We start from the raw sequence: 20,272 nt of genomic DNA, 5'->3' as shown, positions 1-20,272 counted from the left end.
AACAAGCCTTAAATCAAACATTAACCGAAAATAAAGAAGCATATGGAAGCAGTAATAGACATAGCAGTTGAATGGGTGTTTGTTTGTAAAACAGATGATGTCCCTCAGAACGGGGGCGGATGCGTGAAAGTGGGAGATGAGCAGATTGCGCTCTATAACTTCAGCCGCCGCGGAGAGTGGTATGCCACACAGAACCTATGCCCGCACAAGCAGCAGATGGTGCTCTCAAGAGGTATGATTGGCAGCACCGGTGACACCTGTGAACCGAAAGTTGCCTGTCCTTTCCACAAGAAAACCTTCTCTCTTCTTTCCGGCGAATGCCTCACAGGCGAAGAATATCAACTAAAAACCTATCCTGTAAAAGTGGAGGGAGACAGGGTGTACGTGGGAATAGAGTAAGGGCACAGTTGGTATACCAAAATCCAGACCGTACGGAATTCATCCTCATCCCATACTACACTACCCCTTATATCCTGAATACTCACAGGTCAGATGACATCAGAAAGCTTACAATTCTGATGTAGTTCATAGCGGTTCTGAAAGTATGACAGCACTTGGCAGCAGAACAATTTCCTGTCAGCGCTTCTTCATTTCATGGAATACTCGTGAACTGTGGCTACTGAGATATTGTGCAGCAAACTCAAAGACCTCGCAGCGTGCGCAGCTCCTGCGAGCGTCTGAAGCAAAGGAAGCATGATGCGTCCTCAGTTGAAAAGAACGCCAAAATTTACACCATTTAATCAGCATACATGACAGGAAGCTTTACCCGCCTTATTTTACTTGCAACAAGTCTGCTGCTGGTCAGTGCACAGGCTTCCCTTGCACAGTTCTCTTTATCAGCGGAGGTAAGACCAAGGGCAGAATTCCGCGACGGCTTTAAAACAGTGCAGGCAGAAGGAGAGACCCCGGCTTTCTTTATTGAGCAGCGGTCCCGGCTCTACACGAACTACCAGACGGAGAAGCTGCGGTTGCAGCTGACGTTGCAGGATGTACGGGTATGGGGCAATACCAGTCAAATCTACAAAGCAGACCCAAGCCTGTTTAATGTGTATGAAGCCTACGGCGAATACCAGTTCACGCCGCGCTTGGCTGTAAGGGTGGGCCGGCAGGAGCTTAACTATGACAATACACGCTTTTTAGGCAACCTGGACTGGTCGCAGCAGGGCCGTAGCCACGATGCTACCCTGCTGCTATATGCCGACACTTCCGGCTTTGCCGTGCATGCAGGAGCAGCTTTCAACCAGCAGGTGCCTTTTGAGCCCGGTAAGCTGGAAGGCACCTTCTATGGCGGAGTGGATAACTATAAGACCATGCAGTATCTGTGGCTCCACAAAGAAATTGGAGGAGCTAAATTCTCAGGTCTGTTCTTTAACGACGGGCGCCAGCGAACTTCAGACTCCACCGTTTTCTTTCGCCAGACTTACGGCATACTGGGTGAGCAAAGTCTGGGAGCCATAAAACTGGGAGGAGAGTTCTACTACCAGGGCGGCAAAGATCCGGCAGGCAGAACAGTGCGTGCTTACCTGGCTGCGCTCAATGCTACGCTTTCGACCAAACTTACTCCGATAACAATAGGGGTCGACTATTTGTCAGGGTCCGATGCCAACGACACCCGCAACAGCGCCTTTATACCCTTGTATGGCACCAACCACGCCTTCTACGGTTTCATGGACTACTTTTATGTAGGAAACAACCACGGCCAGGCGGGGCGTACGGCAGGCCTGGCTGATATTTATCTTAAAACAAATTTCAAACTGGGAGAGAGAAGTTCACTCCTGGCACACCTGCATCACTTTGAATCTCCGGCAACAGTGTATGCTCCGGTAGAGGGTGCCGGTACGTTATCATCGCGGCTAGGCGAGGAGATTGACCTCATGTATAACCTGAATGTGAGATCTGATTTCAATCTCAAAATCGGTTACTCGCAACTATACGCCACAGAATCGATGGAGGCCCTGAAAGGCAAACCCGGAGAGACCTTCAACCAGTGGGCCTGGGTGATGCTGACTTTCAAGCCTGTCTTATTTAAGCAGTAAGACCCCCTACTTCACCCGAACTAACTTTCATTCATACATCTCACATTATATTTGACACATCATGAAAGCATCAAAAGGAAAAGCAACCTCCATTAACCTGTTTAGTCTGAAGTCGATACCAATGCGGACGTTTCACCTTTCGTGGCTCGCTTTCTTTCTTTGCTTCTTTGGGTGGTTCGGCATTGCGCCACTGATGGCGGTGGTGCGCGAAGAGCTCAATCTCACAAAAGACCAGATTGGCAATATCATCATCTCATCGGTGGCTATCACAGTGATTGCCCGCCTTGCCATCGGCTGGCTCTGCGATAAAATCGGGCCGCGTATTTCCTACACTGCCTTGCTGATTTTAGGTGCGTTCCCGGTCATGTTCATCGGGTTCAGCAACAGTTATGAGTCGTTCCTGCTTTTCAGACTGGCGATAGGTGTTATCGGAGCTTCTTTTGTGATTACGCAGTACCATACCACGGTGATGTTTGCGCCGAACGTAGTGGGTACGGCCAATGCCACGACAGCCGGTTGGGGTAACCTGGGTGGTGGCGTTACGCAAATGGTGATGCCGCTGATATTTGCCGCTTTTGTAGGGGCAGGCTATGCGCAAGGCTTTGCCTGGCGCTATGCCATGGTCGTGCCGGGCATAGCCATGATTCTGTGCGGTATTGCGTACTATTTTTATACCAAAGACACGCCTACGGGCAATGTGTCTGACTTATCAAAAGCAGCGGCAGCGGCGAAGAGGAATGACACGGTGTCTTTCTGGAAAGCAGCAGCTGACAAAAGAGTGTGGGCACTGTTCGTGCTTTACGGAGCGTGCTTCGGCATTGAACTTACCATCAATAACATTGCCGCCATTTATTACCACGACTATTTCTCCCTCGACTTGGCAACTGCTGGTCTGATTGCTGGTTTGTTCGGCCTGATGAACATTTTTGCCCGTACCCTTGGTGGCTTCTTCGGAGATAAAGCTGGCATACGCTGGGGCCTTTCCGGCAGAGTATGGTTCCTGGGTGCTGTGATATTGGTAGAGGGGCTTGCGCTGCTTTTATTTTCACGCATGACTGTTTTGCCGCTGTCTATTATCGCCATGATTGTCTTCAGCCTGTTCGTGCAGATGTCAGAAGGAGCTACTTTCTCGGTGGTGCCTTTCATCAACAAAAAAGGAATGGGTGCTGTGGCAGGCATCGTGGGTGCCGGTGGTAACGCGGGTGCCGTGGCAGCAGGCTTCCTGTTTAAGGTAGAGAACCTATCGTACCCGGACGCTTTGTTTATCATCGGTTTGGTGGTGGCCGGTACATCCGCTCTGACGCTGCTGGTAAGATTCTCACCAGAGATGGAGCGCGAAGCACAGGAAGAAATGGATTCGCTATTAGCGGAAAAAGAAAGTGACAGAGTAGCAGAGCCAGCTTATATGATGGAAGAAGCCAGAAAATAAGCGGACTATCCGAAAAAATGATGGACGATAAATAGTAGGTCGTGTGAAAAAGTTCCCCTTTGAAGGGGCAGGGGGATGATTTATTCATTCAGATACACAAAGTTTAATCTATGGCGCGAGGGTCCTCCCTCGTGTCTACTATTCCTGGGCCTCTGGCCCAGTTGAGTCAGAGACTCAACATTTACCCTACGTCACGAATCTGGAGATTCGCGCCAGTAAAAGAGCAGCGAATGATTATCCGCAGGTGTAATCATCCCCCCACCCCCTTCAAAGGGGGACTTTTTAGAACCTGCGCAGAAACAGTAAAAAAAGGAAACAATGCCAGTAGATACTCAACATAGGAATTCCTTTACCAGCACGTGTTGCTATTGTGGTGTGGGATGCGGTGTAGTGGTGAACAGGGAGAAGAACGGCACTGTTACCGTGGAAGGAGACAAAGCGCACCCTGTAAATAAAGGGATGTTGTGCAGCAAAGGCATGAACCTGCAGTACACGGTGAACGACAAAAGCGACCGGCTGCTTTACCCGGAGATGCGCTACAATAAAAACATGCCCCGGCAGCGCGTATCCTGGGATACAGCACTCGAGCGCACGGCCGCAGTTTTCAGCACTTTCATCAAGAAGTACGGCCCGGAGTCTGTGGCCTTCTATGCTTCAGGGCAGTGCCTGACGGAGGAGTATTATGTTATCAACAAACTGATAAAGGGCTTTATCGGGAGCAATAACATCGACACTAATTCGCGGCTGTGTATGAGCAGTGCGGTGGCCGGTTATAAAATGGCGCTCGGCGAAGACAGTGTGCCGATTTGCTATGATGACATTGAGCTGGCAGACTGTTTCTATGTAACTGGTGCCAACCCAGCCTGGTGCCACCCGATACTTTGGAGAAGAGTAGAGGCGCACAAGGCAGAAAATCCGGATGTGAAAATTATTGTGGTGGACCCGCGGGTAACCGATACCTGCGCCATCGCCGACCTGCACCTGCAACTCAACCCGGGTACTGATGTAACGCTGAACCACGCCATTGGCAGGGTACTGATTGAGAATGGCGATATTGACCTGGACTTCGTCCGGAATCATGCCCAGGGTTTTGAGCAGTACCGGGAAGTGGTGTTTCAGAAAACGCTGGCAAAGTCTGCCCAGATTTGCGGTGTAACAGAAGAGGACATTCGCCTGGCAGCGTCCTACATCGGAAACGCCAAAGGTTTTATCTCGATGTGGACGATGGGCCTGAACCAGAGTTCCAACGGAGTAAACAAGAACCTGAGCCTTTTGAACCTGAACCTGATTACGGGGCACATCGGCAAGTCTGGTTCTGGTCCCTTTTCCTTAACCGGCCAGCCCAACGCCATGGGAGGCAGGGAAGTGGGCGGCTTGTCGAACCTGCTGGCAGCGCACCGCAACCTGAATGACCCGGCACACCGCAAAGAGGTGCAGAAATTCTGGGGCGGTACAGTTATCTCAGAGAAACCCGGGCTGACGGCCACTGAAATGTTTGAGGCTCTAAACGACGGCCGCCTGAAAGCCATCTGGATTTTGTGCACTAACCCGCTCACTAGCTTGCCAAACGTGCGCATGGCCGAAGAAGGCCTGAAGAAAGCTAAGTTTGTGGTGGTGCAGGAAATAAGCAATAAGCCGGAGACGCTGCAATATGCGGATGTGGTACTTCCTGCCGCCGCCTGGGCAGAAAAGGAAGGCACCATGACAAACTCAGAACGGCGTGTGAGTTACCTGCACAAGGTCATAGACCCGCCGGGAGAAGCGCTGCCGGATGCCGAAATCATTTGCCGTTTCGCCCAGAAGATGGGCTACCGTGGTTTCGACTATCCCGGCTTTGCCGACATATATAAAGAGCATACGCAGTTAACTGCCGGCACTAACATTGATGTGAGCGGACTGAGCTACGAGTTGCTGAAAGGAAACAGAACAGTGCAGTGGCCTTATAAAGCCGGCGAAATTGGCGATGGCACCGCAAGGCTTTTCACTGATAAAGTATTTTATACCCCCTCCACCAAAGCCATCATCCATTCGCCTTCTGATGAAGTTAGCAGCGAACAACCGGATGAAGACTTTCCGCTAATACTCACCACCGGCCGTATCCGCGACCAGTGGCACACCATGAGCAAGACCGGCAAGGTAAATAAGCTGAAAAAGCATATCCCGCAGGCTTTCCTGGAGATAAACCCTGCCGATGCGGAGCGCCTGAAAATAGCAGATGGCGATATAGTAGAAGTGAAGTCGAGAAGGGGAGAAGTGCGCGTGAAATCGAAGCTGTCTCCTGGTATAAAAAAAGGCGTGGTATTTCTGCCGATGCACTGGGGCAAGATATTGGGCAGCGACCTGAACCGTGCCAACAACGTGACCAGCGATTTGCTCGACCCCATTTCAAAAGAGCCGGACTTTAAATTCTGTGCTGTAGAAGTGCAGAAGTACCAGAAGCCGTTCCAGCGCATCGTGGTGATAGGAGCGGGAGCGGGTGCCTATGGCTTTGTTAAGTCTTACCGAGAAATCAACGAGAACGACGAGATTACCATTTTCAGCAAAGAAGACTTTCCGTTCTATAACCGGGTAATGCTGCCCGACTATATCAGCGGCATGCAGAGCTGGCAGCAGCTGGTGAAGATGAAAGACTCTGAGGAGTCGGCTTATAATATCCAGTTGCTCAGAGGCGTGAGCGTGGAGCATATAGACCGCGAAAACAAGTTTGTCATCGACTCACGTGGTATCCAGACAGGCTATGATGTGCTGCTGATGGCTACCGGCAGCCGGGCAGCGGTGCCAAGGCATCTGCCGTCCTTGCCCGGCATCTTTACCATGCGCAGCCGCACCGATGCCGATAACTTCCGGAACCACGTGCCGGAAAACGCGCATGTAGTGATTGTGGGCGGTGGCTTATTAGGCCTGGAAATGGCGGCCTCCCTGCGTGAGATGGGCGTGAAGATTACTATTATCCAGCGGGTGTCGCGCTTCCTCGACCGGCAGTTGGACCCGCTGGGTAGCCAGCTGCTGCACGAGGAAATGATAGACCAGGGCTGTGACATTTATTATAACGATGAGGTGCAGCTATACTATGGCCGGTCGAAACTGACGGGGGTGGGCCTGAAGAGCGGCCACCGCATTGACTGCGATGCTATGATAATTGCCATCGGCACGGTGCCGAACCTGGAGCTGGCCAAGGCCTGCGGACTGGAATGCAAGCGCGGTGTGCTGGTAAATGAGCGGCTGGAAACAAGTGACCCTAACATTTATGCCATTGGTGAGATAGCTGAGTTCAACGGGGTGCTGTACGGCATCACCGCTGCCGCCGAGCAGCAGGCAGATGTGGTGGCGCAGCACCTGAACGGGAACATCGCCAGCTACTACGAAGGCAGCACCTTCATGAACATCATTAAAATACATGGCTTCGATTTGTGCAGCATCGGCCTGGCGGAGAGCCCGGATGAGGAGCACTATGAGGAGATTGTATTCATAGACAAGGCCAAACGTTATTACAAGAAGTGCATCATTCACCAGGACAGGCTGGTGGGCACGATCCTGATAGGTGATAAAACAGAGTTCCAGGAGTACAGGGAGTTAATCTCCAACAGAATTGAACTGAGTGAAAAGCGCCTGCAGCTTTTGCGAAGTGGCCAGAAGGCGGAACCGGTGCTGGGTAAACTGGTGTGCAGCTGCAACAACGTGGGCAGCGAAAATATCCGGCAGAAAATAGCAGAAGGGTGCAGCGATTTAAAACAGCTGTGTGCCCAGACAGGTGCCGGTACAGGTTGCGGCTCCTGCAGACCGGAGGTAAAACAGATTTTAGATGAAGCGCTGAAATTAGAGGTCCTGCAGGTACAGGAGATTGCCAGCTAAAACAATAAACAGATGATAGTGAAGAAGAACTTAGTGAAGATAAACCTGCCCGGTGGGATGGTGTCTGCCGGGGACTTATACCGTATGCTGGAAGCCGCCGAGAAAGCGGGTGTGGAAAACGTACGGTTTGGAAACAGGCAGCAGGTCATCTTCGATGTGGCGCAGGATAAGTTAGAAGTTCTGAAACAGGATTTGATGGCGGCTGCTATTATGTTTGAGCTGGATGCAGACATCCATCCGAACATCATCAGTTCTTATGCTATTGAGGATGTTTTTTACCATGCCGACTGGCTGCGGGAGGGGGTATATAAAGACATTCTGGACCTGTTTGATTACAGGCCCCAGCTAAAGATAAACCTGGTAGATAACAACCAGACTTTTTTCCCATTCTTTACCGGTAACCTCAACTTCATTGCCTCCGACACCAGTAATTACTGGTACCTGTACATCCGCTTTCCTAAAACTAACATCATCTATGCTTGGCCTTCGCTGGTGTACTCTGAGGATATCCCCAGCCTTAGCAGCGCCATTGAAAGCACCATCTTCGCAAACAAAGATCAGTTCTACGACCAGCCTGCTATAGATGGGAATGTGCTGCACGGGCTTGTGAATGCTAGTGGTAACTTTGTGGTGCAGCCGGTAACCAAGGCCCTGAAGTTGCCCGATTTCAAGCTTCCGTACTATGAAGGGTTTAACAGGTATGGCAATAAGCTGTGGCTCGGCATTTACCGCCGCGATGAACTATTTTCAGTGGCTTTTCTGAAGGATGTTTGCAGAATATGCCTCAAAACAAGGGTGGGGCAGCTGTATACCACACCATGGAAGTCCATCATTGTGAAAGGCATCGAATTAATAGATCGTGACTCTTGGGATGTTGTGTTGTGCAAACACCGCATTAATGTACGGCATGCCTCTAATGAGCTGAACTGGCAGGTGGAGGACCTGTGCGACTATGGCCTTGACCTAAAGAACTATCTTGTCAGGATATTCAATGAAGAGGACGTGCGAACATACCGCTTGTGCTTTGCCATAAAAACGCAGCCCAAAACTGGGCTGTTCGGCTCCATCATCATCCGCACACAGCAACAGGACTTGCAGGGCATAGACCCTGCCAACGAACGTTTCGAGGTTTTGCATACCCGGGAGTTTAACCCTAACTCTAAAGAATTCGTCAGTTACCGTAAAGATGTGACCAGGCAGGAGCTGAGTTCTTGCCTTATAGAGTTATGTAACCTTTTCTACGAGTTACAAAGTGAACCGGAGTTGATGGCAGGTGCTGTATACCTGGAAGAAGAAGTGCCAGGCGAGCCGGAGGAGCAGACCACGCATCAGGTGTATCAATGCAAAAACTGCTTTACGGTGTATGACGAAGCATTTGGCGATGAGTTAAATCAAGTAGTTGCAGGCACTCCCTTTGCAGCTGTTGCAAACTATAGCTGCCCAACCTGTGAGGCTCCGAAAGAAGATTTTATGCCGGTAGAGCTGCAGGCCTTAACCGTGGGTAGTTCCTGAAGTAGTGCTGTGCCTGTGTCACGGTATTCTGTTTCAGGCGAAGCTACAGTTTAGCTGCATTAAATAAAGTCAAAAGCCCCTGCCTGTGAGGTACACCGGAAGGGGCTTTTGCCTTTATGCTGTCTTTACTCAAAAATGATGGTCTTGTTCCGGTACACAAACACCTGCTCATTCAAAACAAGCTTTAAAGACTTCGCCAATACGTTTTTCTCCACATCACGTCCGGCCTGCGTCATTTCCCTGGCGCTGTGCGTGTGGTCCACCGGGATAACACTCTGGGCAATGATGGGGCCTTGGTCCAGGTCGTTGTTTACAAAATGTGCGGTGGCCCCGATAATCTTCACGCCACGCTCATAGGCTTGCGCATAGGGGTTAGCACCTACAAAGGCAGGTAGAAACGAGTGGTGAATGTTGACAATCCGGTTTGCGAACTGCGATACAAAATCGCCTGACAGGATGCGCATGTATTTGGCCAGCACCACAAATTCCGGGTCATACTGCTGCACTGTCTGCAGCACGGCTATCTCATGTGCTTCCCTGCTTATCCCTTCATGACTGATATAATGGAAGGGCACATCAAATTTTTTGGTCAGCTCTTCTAGCACATTATAGTTGCTGATAACACAGAGAATGTTTGCATTCAGCTCATTGAAAGCATGCCGTATGAGGAGGTCGCTCAGGCAGTGGTGTTCTTTCGTGGCCAGTAAGACAATGCTTTTCTTCCTTTTGTCTGTGAGTTTTAGCTCCACGCCTTCCGGTAACACTTCATACAAATCCTTCAGCAGCTCCTCCCGGTCAAATTCTCCTGAAAACTCTGTGCGCATAAAAAAATGATTGAAGTTTCTTTCCACGAATTCGCCATTGCGGATAATGTTCAAATCGTACTTGTTATACAAAATACTGGTGACCTTGAAGACAAGTCCGTTTTCGTCCGGGCAGTTGATCAGGAGGATGTTTGATGGCATGGGTAGTTGTTTTGTTGCTTTAGCCTTTCTGCTTTGTAGAGATTTCCCTTAAAGTATTCACGTTAATGCCCTTAGAAGCTTTTCGCCTCGCCGGCGGGGCCTCACTTTTCTCCTTGATGAGAAAAGTAAGCAAAAGAATCAAGACGAATTTGAACTCGCTGAACGCTCAAACAAAAATTCGTCAAAAATGCACCTGGCAAGCTTATCTGCTTTGTCGCTTTTCAAGGTCAACTAAATCTGTTTTTCATGTATTCAGGGCAATCTTTAACCGAAGTGCATCCTACTTCAAAGCATCATACAGTACCTCAATTGGATGCAGGGCTTTTCGGCCGGTGCCATCGTGGATTTGGTGGCGGCAGCTGGTGCCGGGGGCGGCGATGATCACCTCCTCCGGTTGTTGCCGTACGGTTGGAAATAACACTAACTCACCTACCTGCATAGAGATGTCATAGTGCTCGGCCTCATAGCCAAAAGAGCCTGCCATGCCGCAGCAGCCGGATGGAATGTTTTCCACTTTGTAGTTGGGAGGCAGGGTGAGCATCTGCTGGGTGTAGAGTACAGAAGAAAGCGCTTTCTGGTGGCAATGCCCGTGGAGCTTTATTTGCCGCGCCTCATCTTTAAACAAACTTTTGTCGATTTTGCCGCTGATGACTTCGCGCGCGATAAACTCATCGAACTGCAGGCAGTGGATAGACAGGCTCTTGGCATCCTCTTCCTGGGCAGCGTCTACCAAGTCGATGTATTCGTCGCGGAAGGAGAGGATGCAGGAAGGTTCTATACCCACCAGTGGGGTGTCGCTGGAGATGAGGTCTTTCAACATCGCCACATTTTTCTGTGCCAGCTTCTTTGCCTCCCGCAGCAGGCCTTTGGACATATAGGTGCGGCCGCTTTCCTCGTGCTTCGGAATCTCTACCTCATAGCCTAGGCGCTCCAGCAGCAGCACGGCTTTTTTTCCGATGTGCGTGTCGTTGTAATTGGTGAATTCGTCGCAGAAAAGGTATACTTTCTTTTTCACTTTTTGCTGCCCGTTGCTGTCTGTCTGCTTTTTGTGCTTTTTAAACCAGCTGCGCAGGGTAGTTTCCTGCAGCAACGGAATGGTGCGTTTTGGCGCAAAGCCCATCATTTTCTTGGCAATGTTAGCCGTTGTGTTATTCTTAAACAGGAAATTATATACACCAGGCGCCATAGCGGCCAGTTGATTGGCCTTGGTAAAATTGCCGACCATGCGGGTGCGGAAAGGTACGCCGTTAGCATCGTAGTAATGCTGCAGAAACTCCGCTTTCAGTTTGGCCACGTCCACGTTAGAGGGGCACTCCGACTTACAGCCTTTGCAGGAAAGGCAGGTGTGCATGGTGTCCATGATTTCTTCGTGGTCGAAACGGTTCGCCTTGTCAGAACGGGTCAGGAACTCACGCATCATGTTGGCCCTGCCGCGGGTAGTATCCTTTTCGTTGCGGGTCACCATATAGCTGGGGCACATGGTGCCGCCTGTCAGGTGCGTTTTGCGGCAGTCGCCGGAGCCGTTGCAAAGTTCTGCTGCCCGCAATACGCCCCCTTGCTGGCTGAAGCGGAAAACAGTGTCGAACTCCGGTGTCTCCTGCCCCGGGTCATAGCGCAGGAAAGTGTTCATGGAGGGCGTGTTTACAATTTTGCCGGGGTTGAAGATATTGCCTGGGTCCCACACGCGTTTCACTTCCTCCACTAACCTGTAATTATCCTCCCCGATCATGAAGGGTATGAACTCACCGCGCAGGCGGCCGTCGCCGTGCTCACCGCTCAGGGAGCCCCGGTACTTTTTCACGAGGTGTGCAATCTCTGTGGCTATGTCGCGGAAGAGCTTGTTGCCTTCTTCTGTTTTCAGGTTGATGATAGGGCGCAGGTGCAGTTCTCCGCTGCCCGCGTGGGCGTAGTGTACGCAGTATAGGTTATACTGCTCCAGCGTGAGGTTGAACTCCCGTATAAACTCCGGAAGGTCTGCTACGTCCACTGCAGTATCCTCAATCACGGCTACTGGTTTGGCATCGCCCGGCACATTGGAGAGCAGGCCGAGGCCAGCTTTGCGCAGGTTCCATACTTTTTTGGTGTCAGGGCCTGTTACCAGCGGGTAATGGTAGCCCAGGTTGTTTTTCTCCAGGTCGCGCACCAGCGCCTGTGCCCGTTCCTGCACTTCCTCCAAGGTTTCGGCTCCAAGTTCTACCACCAGAATGGCTCCAGGATCGCCTTTTACAAAGAAACGGTTCTGGCTGTGCTCAATATTCGTTTTAGTGCACTCCAGTATATAGTGGTCCATCAACTCACTGGCGCTGGGCTTGTAATGCAGCGCCACCAGGTTTGCCCGCAACGACTCATCAATCGTGTTGCAATGGATGCACAGCAAACCGGTTTCCTTTGGCGGAAGCGGGTTTACGTGCAGCTTTATTTCTGTCAGGAAAGCCAGCGTGCCCTCAGAGCCTGCCATCAGCTTGCAGAAGTTAAAGGCTTCAGCACCTGCGGTAAATGGTTCCGACTCCAGCAGCAGGTCGATGGCATAGCCGGTGTTGCGGCGCTGGATGCTGGGCTTCGGGAACTCCCGCCGGATATTCTCCTGCGAAGGCACATGCGACAGCATCGCCTTTGTAGCCTGATAGATGCGGGTTTCAAGTTCTCCGGACGTGTTTTCGCCTCTGCATTTTGCCTCAAACTCCTCCTGGCTCAGAACGCCGAATTCTGTTTCCGTGCCATCACTTAAAATGGCTTTCACCGAAATAGTATGCTCGCGGGTGCTGCCATATACCACTGAGTTGGAGCCACAAGAGTTATTGCCTACCATGCCGCCGACCATGGCCCGGTTTGCGGTGGATGTTTCCGGTCCGAAGTAAAGGCCGTGCTGTCGGAGGAAAAGGTTAAGCTCGTCCCGGATAACACCCGGCTGCACCCGTACCCAGTTTTCTTCCGGGTTTACCTCCAGAATTTGTGTAAAGGTGCGGGACACGTCCACTATAATACCGTTCCCTACTACCTGGCCAGCCAGCGATGTGCCGGCTGTGCGTGGTATAAGGGAGGTGCCTTCCTGACGTGCAAAGTGGATAAGCTTTTTTATATCCGATATCGACTTCGGGAAAGCAACAGCCTGGGGCATTTCACGGTAAGCCGAGGCATCTGTGGCGTACAGCGTACGCATAGTGTTATCGAAATAAAACTCTCCTTCTAACTGCCCGGAAAGTTGCTTCAGTTTTTCTGAATTCATATAGTTCACGTTGCCTGCTGCTGCTTAGAGAGCAGTGCAGACCGGTTAAGACGCTATTTTTTTAAGATGATAGAATATAAGATGTTAAACTTTAAAGCTATTCTTTGACGCTTTGTTTATGAAACAATAGGCGCTTTGCTTTTTTAACAAATATTCTATTCCCGAAGGTAAGCAGCGGTAAGCTAAAGTCAAAGAGAGAAGGACCAGCTTAAGAGAGTATGCGCCTGATTCTGTTTTAACACGCCTGCCACAGCAGCGAATTCAAATAATGTTTCAACGGATAGGAATGGGTGAAATTTGTAACAATGGGTTCTGATAACCTGTTTATTATAGACAACAACCGAATCGAAAGTATATGTTGCATCAGGTGAAGAAAGGTTAAGTTTGTTATGTTCAGACAATTCATATTACAGCTGCTTTCGATACTCCTCCTCCTTGTACTTCAGTTCACAGCGATACCGGCTACACATGCTTCCGGGCTTACCCAAAACCATGATACCTCACGCGTTGCTGTTACCATAGGCTTGCTTGGGCACTACGGTTTCATCATACCGCATTCCAGGGAAATCAGGGATGTGGCGGATGCTAACCCGTGGGGTACTGAAGTAGACATTGGGTTTCATTTTGCAGATGCCAAATCCTGGCAGTACCTGCAGGCATACCCCCGGTTGGGCGTTTCCCTGGCATATTATAACTTTGATAACCCGGAGGTGCTGGGCAATGGCTATGCGCTGATAGCATATGTTGAGCTTTTTTTCTCAGCCCACAAGGCCTTCAGCTTCTCTTTTCGACTTGGCGGCGGCTTAGCTTACCTTGATAACGTGTATGATCCGGAAACGAACCCTGAGAACCTGTTTTACAGCACAGCCATCAGCTTTCCGCTGGAGGCGAATGTAATGGCTAACTACAGGCTGAACAGGCACTTTATGCTGCGGGCTGGTGGCACTTATAAGCATATTTCTAACGCTGGTTTACGACAGCCAAATAAAGGTATCAACTTTCCGACGGCCACAGTAGGGGTACATTATGCCATACAGCCCGCCACTTTCCCGGAAAGGCAGCCATCAGAAAGCAACTTACAGGATCATAAGCGGCATTACCTGCTGGCACTGCTCGCGTCTTACCAGGACCGATCAGACGACCCCAGCAGGCAGCTCCCCCTTCTGGGGCTTACGGCTTATGTAAGCCAGCCTGTGGGCAGGCTCAGCGCACTTACCGCCGGTGCTGAATGGGTTGCCGATTTTACTATCCGGAAACAGCTGGAGCAGCGTGGCGAGGAAACAGACTTTCAGCGTGGCGCCTTGCTGGCAGGGCATGAGTTTCGCATCGGCAGGTTCCGGTTCAGCCAGCAACTGGGGGTTTATGTGTATGCTCCCCATGCAGCCCGCGATGCTGTGTACCAACGCTACGGGTTGGAGTATCATACCGGCAACAAAGCCTTCTTTGGTATTAACCTGAAGGCACACCGCCATGTGGCCGATTTCTTGGATGCGCGGATAGGGCTGCGGCTGTGATTAGTATTGCACCTGGGCCACAACCTCTATGTCTCTTGGCTGGCTCAGTTTCATTTCTCTGTCTACCCTGAAGCTACCTGCGGGCGTTTCTTCAACCGTTAACTGATCCAACAAAAACCGCTCATGGTCTTTACCCTCACTTGATACAGCGCCCCATACCCAGGCCCTTTCCTCCGTGTCTTTGCCATACACATAGGGTGATAGTGATACCTGTTCTTCATGGCCTTCCTCATCTCTGTACAGCACATTCAAAATCAACTGTTCTTCTATGGCTTTAATGATGGTTGTTATTTTCCTGTTCCCCTCCAGGTAGTACAAACCTTTCTCTGTCAGTCTGCCGGCAATTGGGTGAACTTCGTCTGTATCTTTAGAATTATCGAAGGCGGTGGGTTCCTGAATTTCTATAAATCCATCCAGATGCAGGTTGTAAATAAAGACCTCAGAAATTGCTGATGGGTCTTTTTTTATGAGCGGCGTCAGATCATGGAATTGTCCATCACCGTGAAAGTCGTGCAGGTAGGTTAATACCGTGTTTATCATCGCTTTTGTGTTTAAGTTTATGGAGCTCTTCAGGCATACTCACGACAAGTCCTTTCACTTTTCCCGGCAGTACACTTTTAAGGCCTGCGATGGGTGCTGAGGAAGTTTTTGTATGCTGTGCTGGCTCTACATACTTGTATGTTAAAAACAACAAAAGGTTCTGAGCGGGCATAAAAAAGGCCTCATACATGAATTGTACAAGGCCTTCAAAAAAGTCGGAGTGGCGGGATTCGAACCCACGACCTCCAGCACCCCATGCTGGCGCGATACCAGGCTACGCTACACCCCGAATCTGGAGACAAAATAAAAGCCCTGTACAACAAATGCAAGCCTTTTGAAAGGTAGGCGGGTATAAAGATTTTTTCTTTTTGAAGTATAAAGATGTACCAGCAGGCACCGTTTTGTTATGTCGCTGGAAATCAAAAGCAATATCAGTTTGCTGTTGCTACCCGCGCTTCTTTCCTGAAAAACAATTGTGAAATAGGGATGAGCATAAATCCGGCGCAGGCAAAGGCGATAAACGACACCCGCAAGTTGAAGGCATGTGCCAGATAGCCGATCATAGGCGGACCAATCAGCATGCCGAACATACCATAAGTGGCAATGATGGAAATGGCCATTCCCGGTGAGTATTTTTTGGAGGCACCCGCTAAGGTAAACGTCATCGGGATAATAGCAGCAGTGCCAAACCCTACCAGTGAAAACCCGATCATGGCAGGCCAGAAGCTTGGAAAGAGAATGGCCAGCCAGATACCTGAAAAGATGAACACGGCACTGAAGACATAAGTGGCTGGCATACCTATTCTTTCAATAATACGATCTGAAAGGAACCGCGAGAGCGCCATGCAAGTCATGAAAATCAGGTAACCGACGGTAAATATATCGACCTGCACGACTTCCTGAAAATAGATGCCACTCCAGTCAAACATGCCTCCTTCGCAGATGGCCGCAAAAAACACCATCACGCCAAGGTACAGGATGTATGGGTCAGGTTTACCGAAAGCTAGTTTATTTCCGGCAGTAGAACGGTCGTTTCGCAACAGAAACCGGTAGGTGAACAACGTTGCCAGAATAACTGCGGCTGTTACAGACATTAAATGAGGTGTGATGGAAATATCCATCGCCACCAACAGCGTGGTAAATCCTACGCCCACGATACCGCCTGTGCTCCAGAGCCCGTGAAAGGAGCCGTTTATTTTGCGGTCAAACTGCTTCTGCAGCGTAATAGCCTGTGTGTTCATGGAGATATTAAGTATGCGCATGCTAAAGGCAAACAGGAAAATGGCCATGACCAGTGTAAGCGTAGTAGTGGCAAAGCTGATGAGTGACAGACATAGTGCATGCACCACAAAAGCTGCTGTGAGGGGTATTCTGCTGTCGTATTTGGTGACGAGCCAGCCGGAGAAGGGGAGGCCAATCAGGGAACTGATAGGCATGGCGAGGAGAATGGTGCCCAACTCTGCCTCATTAAAACCGAAGGTGTTTTTGATGGTGGGTATTCTTGCTGCCCAACTAGAAAAGCAAAACCCTGAGAGAAAGAAAAATGCACTGAGGGAAACCCGCTGCCTGACTTTTAAATCCATACGAGACAATTTGAGCGAATGCAAATATCCTGACTTCGCAGTAATAAGAGGGTATGGTTTGAAATAAAATTAGGGAAGTGTGCGCCGGGCTCCTGTAAACAACCCGGAAAGAGAGGCATAAAAAGTCAGTTATGCTTTTTGGACTTCAATGAAAGCAAGCTATATAAGTATCAGAAATGCTCCTTGCAGTCCCTGTAACTTCACCTGTATAGGATAAACAAGAAAGGCATCTTTTAGTATAACAGTCTATTAGCAGGTTTTTTGCAGCCGTACTCTTGCTAATCCTTAGAGCAATTTTTTACCATTTCAAGACAATTAGACTTGGCGAACTTTATTCAGGACCTTCCATTGATATGGAATATCGTTATTTTTGTTTTAGCAGGTATGTTAGTCTGGGGAGCTGGTGTTAAACTTTCTAAGTATGCTGACGAAATCATTGATAAGACTGGTATTTCAGAGGTTTTTATCGGCACATTAGGACTTGCTGTCATTACTTCACTGCCCGAGGTTGCAACTACTATTTCAGCTACACTGGCTAACAATGTAAGCTTAGCCATTAATAATTTATTTGGAAGCATTGCCTTACAGGTTTTGGTCTTGGCTGTTGCAGATGCTTTTATTAAAGGAACTTCACTAAGCGGCTCGCTTGAAAATCCTGTGTCCCGGTTTCAAGCTATCTGCCTTTCATTTCTTCTTTCGGCTGCTGCAATTGCCATTTTATACGAAGACATTGCTATTTTCCATGTAGGCCTTTGGTCTGTGGTTCTTTTTTGTCTTTACCTGGCACTATTTTACCTCATTAATTACTTCAAAAGAATGAAATGGTGGCTGACGGAGCCGGAAGAGCGGGAAAGCATTGGTAAAGTGAAAGCTATTGTATCTAAAAGAATGGAAGAAATAAAGGAAGATGACACAGAAGAGGAAGGTGATAGTGGAGAGGAAAAGTTGTCAGATGTTGTTATGTCCAAACTTGGACTGTTCTTTTTGCTATCGGCGATGGGTATACTAGCGGGTGGCTACTTTGTAGCAAATTCTGCAGACGTAATTGCTGAAAGAACTGGTATCGGGTCCAGTTTTATGGGGTATTTCTTTGTAGGCCTCACCACTTCACTTCCCGAGTTAAGTACAACTATAAGTGCCGCAAAGCTAAAGAGGTATCGGATGGCCTTTAGCAACATCTTTGGTACTAACCTCTTAAATGTTGGCCTTGTTTTACTTGCCGACCTGTTATATTTAGAAGGGCCAGCCCTGGATGAAGTAGGAAATTTTGCCGCTGCCGGAGCTGTTTTGGGTATACTGCTGACAAGCCTTTACCAGATAGGACTTACCATCAAATACAAAAAAACGTTCTTCAGGCTGGGGTTCGATTCGATTCTGGTTATCATTTTTTATATAATAGGGGCGACTATTCTCTTTAACATGCGGCAGGGTTAAAAAAAGACATTCATGTTACAAGGGGAACTCCCGGAATCTATCATAATTGAGAAGTAGATTCCAGGAGCTCCCCTTGTAGGTATACAGCTACTAGCAAATATAAGGTAGCAGAGTTTCTCCTGGCAGGCGGTTCAAAGAGTAAAGTTATAAAATCTCCAATAAGGGTAAACAGGTTCTAAAGTTCTACTTAATGTACTTGTCAAAGCTTCCTCTTTTGTCTTGTACCTTTCCTTTAGGGAGACACAGGGGAATCAGTACTATTCCGCAAATTACGCCATTCCACATTGCAGCGTCATTATCTGTTCCCAATACCCAGGGAGCAGCGATTAGCCAAAGGCCGAAAAGCACCAGGATGTACCGGATGGGGCGGCCAACTTCAGACATGGATATAACGGTGAAGGTGATGATGAGGGCACCTGCAATATGACCGCTGTTGGCAATGGTGCCACTGTACCCTAAAACAGCTGGCGCCAGCATGATCCAGGCACCTAAAGCAAAAATAAGGAACAGGTTCCAGGGCCTGCTCAGGAAGTCTTTAGTGGCTTCTTTGAAGGTTTGTTCCAGGAGTGTTTCCGGGTTCTTCGTTTCTTCTGTTCTGCCGCCGTCCATGGTGCCGCCAAACCACAGGGACTTCCAGTAAGATGTGTTCCTTTGTTTTTTTTCATACTTCATCAGCTGTAAGGTAGCCACCACTTCGTCTATTGTAAACGGAATCATTATAAGGGAAACCATGGCACTGGTAAGGCACAACGTGCACCAGTATCCCACTGACACCGGTTGTAGAATGACAAGGGTAATACTCACCACTCCGAGCGGGAAAATCAGGATACCGAATATGATAACAACCCACGGCATCGTGCGCCAGCGGTGTGTGCCTCCTGCTAAACCGAACAGCACATCTACAATATAAGAGAAAGCCCCCAGCATGGCATCAGAAACCGGGAAAGATTCAGATACTTTGGAGGTGAGTACATTGCGGGTGCCGTCACCAAAAAATGGGTCCCAAACCGAGTTAATGTACTCCATCTGAAAGGCACCCATATATCGTGCAACGAAAAACCCAACCCAGGCAAAAAAGACCACTGGTACGCGCTGACTCCAGGAGGAGGGATTGTAACTCCAGCCAGGTGGTACATTGGGCCCTGGCTGAGCAAATAGCTTAATGCCTGGCTGCCTCGGAATGATAATACCAAAGACGACTACCAGCGTGCCAATCAGGTAATTGATCAGGAGGCCGGCACCTACCTTGGCTGCGAAAATCATGGGTGCAACTAAAAGCCAGCTCCCCAGAAAAATAATAGCCCACTGTGCCCATAGCTTATAAGGCTTCAGCGCAAAATAACTCAGCACAATCAGGAGGATTCCTGCCAAAATATCATTCCAAACCATTAACGGCGCCTTGTAGCCAAAAGTGGGAGGGTTGGCTATGAGCCAAAGTCCCAATGAAATAATGCAGTAATAAACCCAGCTTACTCTTTTATGATGTTCTTCATGTTTTTTCTGTTTCTCCTCAGAAAACATATCCTTTTTTACAAAGAAAAGATTGCTAAAAGTAAGGTTCATTTTTTTAGAATTTTACGTTCAAATCTGAAACTCTGGAAAGGCATAATAGCAGGAAGGCGCGTCTTTTTAAGATGTTCTTTTGAAAGCCTTACCGAGATTATGCCTAAATAAAACTCAAACAATATTGCAATGGGTGCATGTTAACAAGGGATACGGTAAATGAGGTGAAGGTGTACAGATATTTTTAATTGCTACAATTTAGGACAACCAACTAGCTGGTGCATTTAAGCTTCCAAAAGAGTGAGATCAGAAATTAGCATACACCGCATATAATATAACCTTGTTGCTGCAGAGATGGGAGAAGGCAATTAGTTAAAGTGGATAAATTACGTAGGTATAAAATCAGTGCAATTCACAAATTCAGTATATATCTTTTAAGACACCTACGTACAAAATAACTTATATCTCTTCAAGCCTATGGAACATAAGCCGATTACAACACAGGACAAATACGATAAAGTAGCTGCCCGCATAGAACAGCTAAAAGATGGCGAAGCAGGTTCGGAAGAAGCGGAAGAGATGAAGCTGCTAACGAAGCTAATAGTGGAGTACGAAAGTAAGAGGCAGCACCCGGAACAGCGGAATTCTGAAGATACTTAATGCAGGTCTCCCCGCACT

13 protein-coding genes and 1 tRNA gene are annotated in these 20,272 nt (G+C 48.9%); 8 read left to right on the top strand and 6 right to left on the bottom strand.

Going from position 1 to position 20,272, the window contains the following annotated elements; all coding sequences use genetic code 11:
• Positions 1-42 precede the first annotated feature (42 nt).
• From nirD to E1919_RS07290, 5 genes are all read left to right on the top strand, one after another.
• Complete coding sequence (gene nirD, locus E1919_RS07310; RefSeq protein ID WP_162052702.1) at positions 43-399, top strand: nitrite reductase small subunit NirD; 357 nt, start codon at positions 43-45, stop codon at positions 397-399.
• Between the two features lie 350 nt (positions 400-749).
• Positions 750-2,036, top strand: a complete 1,287-nt coding sequence (locus tag E1919_RS07305; RefSeq protein ID WP_237144088.1) for an alginate export family protein — start codon at positions 750-752, stop codon at positions 2,034-2,036.
• Positions 2,037-2,097: 61 nt separating this feature from the next.
• Positions 2,098-3,465 (top strand): MFS transporter, encoded by a 1,368-nt coding sequence (locus tag E1919_RS07300; protein ID WP_202915874.1) that lies wholly within the window; start codon positions 2,098-2,100, stop codon positions 3,463-3,465.
• Between the two features lie 318 nt (positions 3,466-3,783).
• Entirely contained in the window at positions 3,784-7,317 is a 3,534-nt protein-coding gene (locus tag E1919_RS07295; protein ID WP_162052701.1) for a nitrate reductase, read from the top strand.
• Between the two features lie 18 nt (positions 7,318-7,335).
• On the top strand, positions 7,336-8,829 hold the full coding sequence (locus E1919_RS07290) for a rubredoxin (protein WP_202915873.1): 1,494 nt from the start codon (positions 7,336-7,338) through the stop codon (positions 8,827-8,829).
• A 125-nt stretch (positions 8,830-8,954) separates the two neighbouring features.
• Here E1919_RS07290 and purU read toward each other — a convergent pair whose 3' ends face one another.
• Positions 8,955-9,794: a formyltetrahydrofolate deformylase gene (gene purU / locus E1919_RS07285; protein WP_162052699.1), complete on the bottom strand. Its 840-nt coding sequence runs from the start codon at positions 9,792-9,794 to the stop codon at positions 8,955-8,957.
• Between the two features lie 280 nt (positions 9,795-10,074).
• Positions 10,075-13,020 (bottom strand): FAD-binding and (Fe-S)-binding domain-containing protein, encoded by a 2,946-nt coding sequence (locus E1919_RS07280; protein WP_162052698.1) that lies wholly within the window; start codon positions 13,018-13,020, stop codon positions 10,075-10,077.
• 389 nt (positions 13,021-13,409) lie between these two features.
• Between E1919_RS07280 and E1919_RS07275 the strand changes: the two genes are divergently transcribed.
• The gene (locus tag E1919_RS07275) at positions 13,410-14,534 is read left to right on the top strand and encodes an acyloxyacyl hydrolase (protein ID WP_162052697.1); all 1,125 of its coding nucleotides are present in this window, start codon (positions 13,410-13,412) and stop codon (positions 14,532-14,534) included.
• Here the strand turns inward: E1919_RS07275 and E1919_RS07270 are convergent, their stop codons facing one another.
• The 3 genes from E1919_RS07270 to E1919_RS07260 form a co-directional block, all read right to left on the bottom strand.
• Complete coding sequence (locus E1919_RS07270) at positions 14,535-15,074, bottom strand: hypothetical protein (protein WP_162052696.1); 540 nt, start codon at positions 15,072-15,074, stop codon at positions 14,535-14,537. It lies immediately after the preceding gene.
• Between the two features lie 215 nt (positions 15,075-15,289).
• A tRNA-Pro gene (locus tag E1919_RS07265) sits at positions 15,290-15,363 on the bottom strand.
• A gap of 142 nt (positions 15,364-15,505) precedes the next feature.
• Positions 15,506-16,657 (bottom strand): MFS transporter, encoded by a 1,152-nt coding sequence (locus E1919_RS07260; protein WP_162052695.1) that lies wholly within the window; start codon positions 16,655-16,657, stop codon positions 15,506-15,508.
• Between the two features lie 321 nt (positions 16,658-16,978).
• Here E1919_RS07260 and E1919_RS07255 point away from each other — a divergent pair, with 321 nt between their 5' ends.
• Positions 16,979-18,091, top strand: coding sequence for a sodium:calcium antiporter (locus E1919_RS07255; protein WP_162052694.1), 1,113 nt, complete (start codon positions 16,979-16,981; stop codon positions 18,089-18,091).
• 183 nt (positions 18,092-18,274) lie between these two features.
• Here the strand turns inward: E1919_RS07255 and E1919_RS07250 are convergent, their stop codons facing one another.
• Positions 18,275-19,654, bottom strand: a complete 1,380-nt coding sequence (locus E1919_RS07250) for an SPW repeat domain-containing protein (protein WP_162052693.1) — start codon at positions 19,652-19,654, stop codon at positions 18,275-18,277.
• Between the two features lie 417 nt (positions 19,655-20,071).
• Here E1919_RS07250 and E1919_RS07245 point away from each other — a divergent pair, with 417 nt between their 5' ends.
• Complete coding sequence (locus tag E1919_RS07245; RefSeq protein ID WP_162052692.1) at positions 20,072-20,254, top strand: hypothetical protein; 183 nt, start codon at positions 20,072-20,074, stop codon at positions 20,252-20,254.
• Positions 20,255-20,272: the final 18 nt, after the last annotated feature.

Source organism: Pontibacter pamirensis (assembly GCF_010015475.1).
Lineage (GTDB): Bacteria > Bacteroidota > Bacteroidia > Cytophagales > Hymenobacteraceae > Pontibacter > Pontibacter pamirensis.
This window is presented reverse-complemented; position numbering and strand designations above follow the sequence as displayed.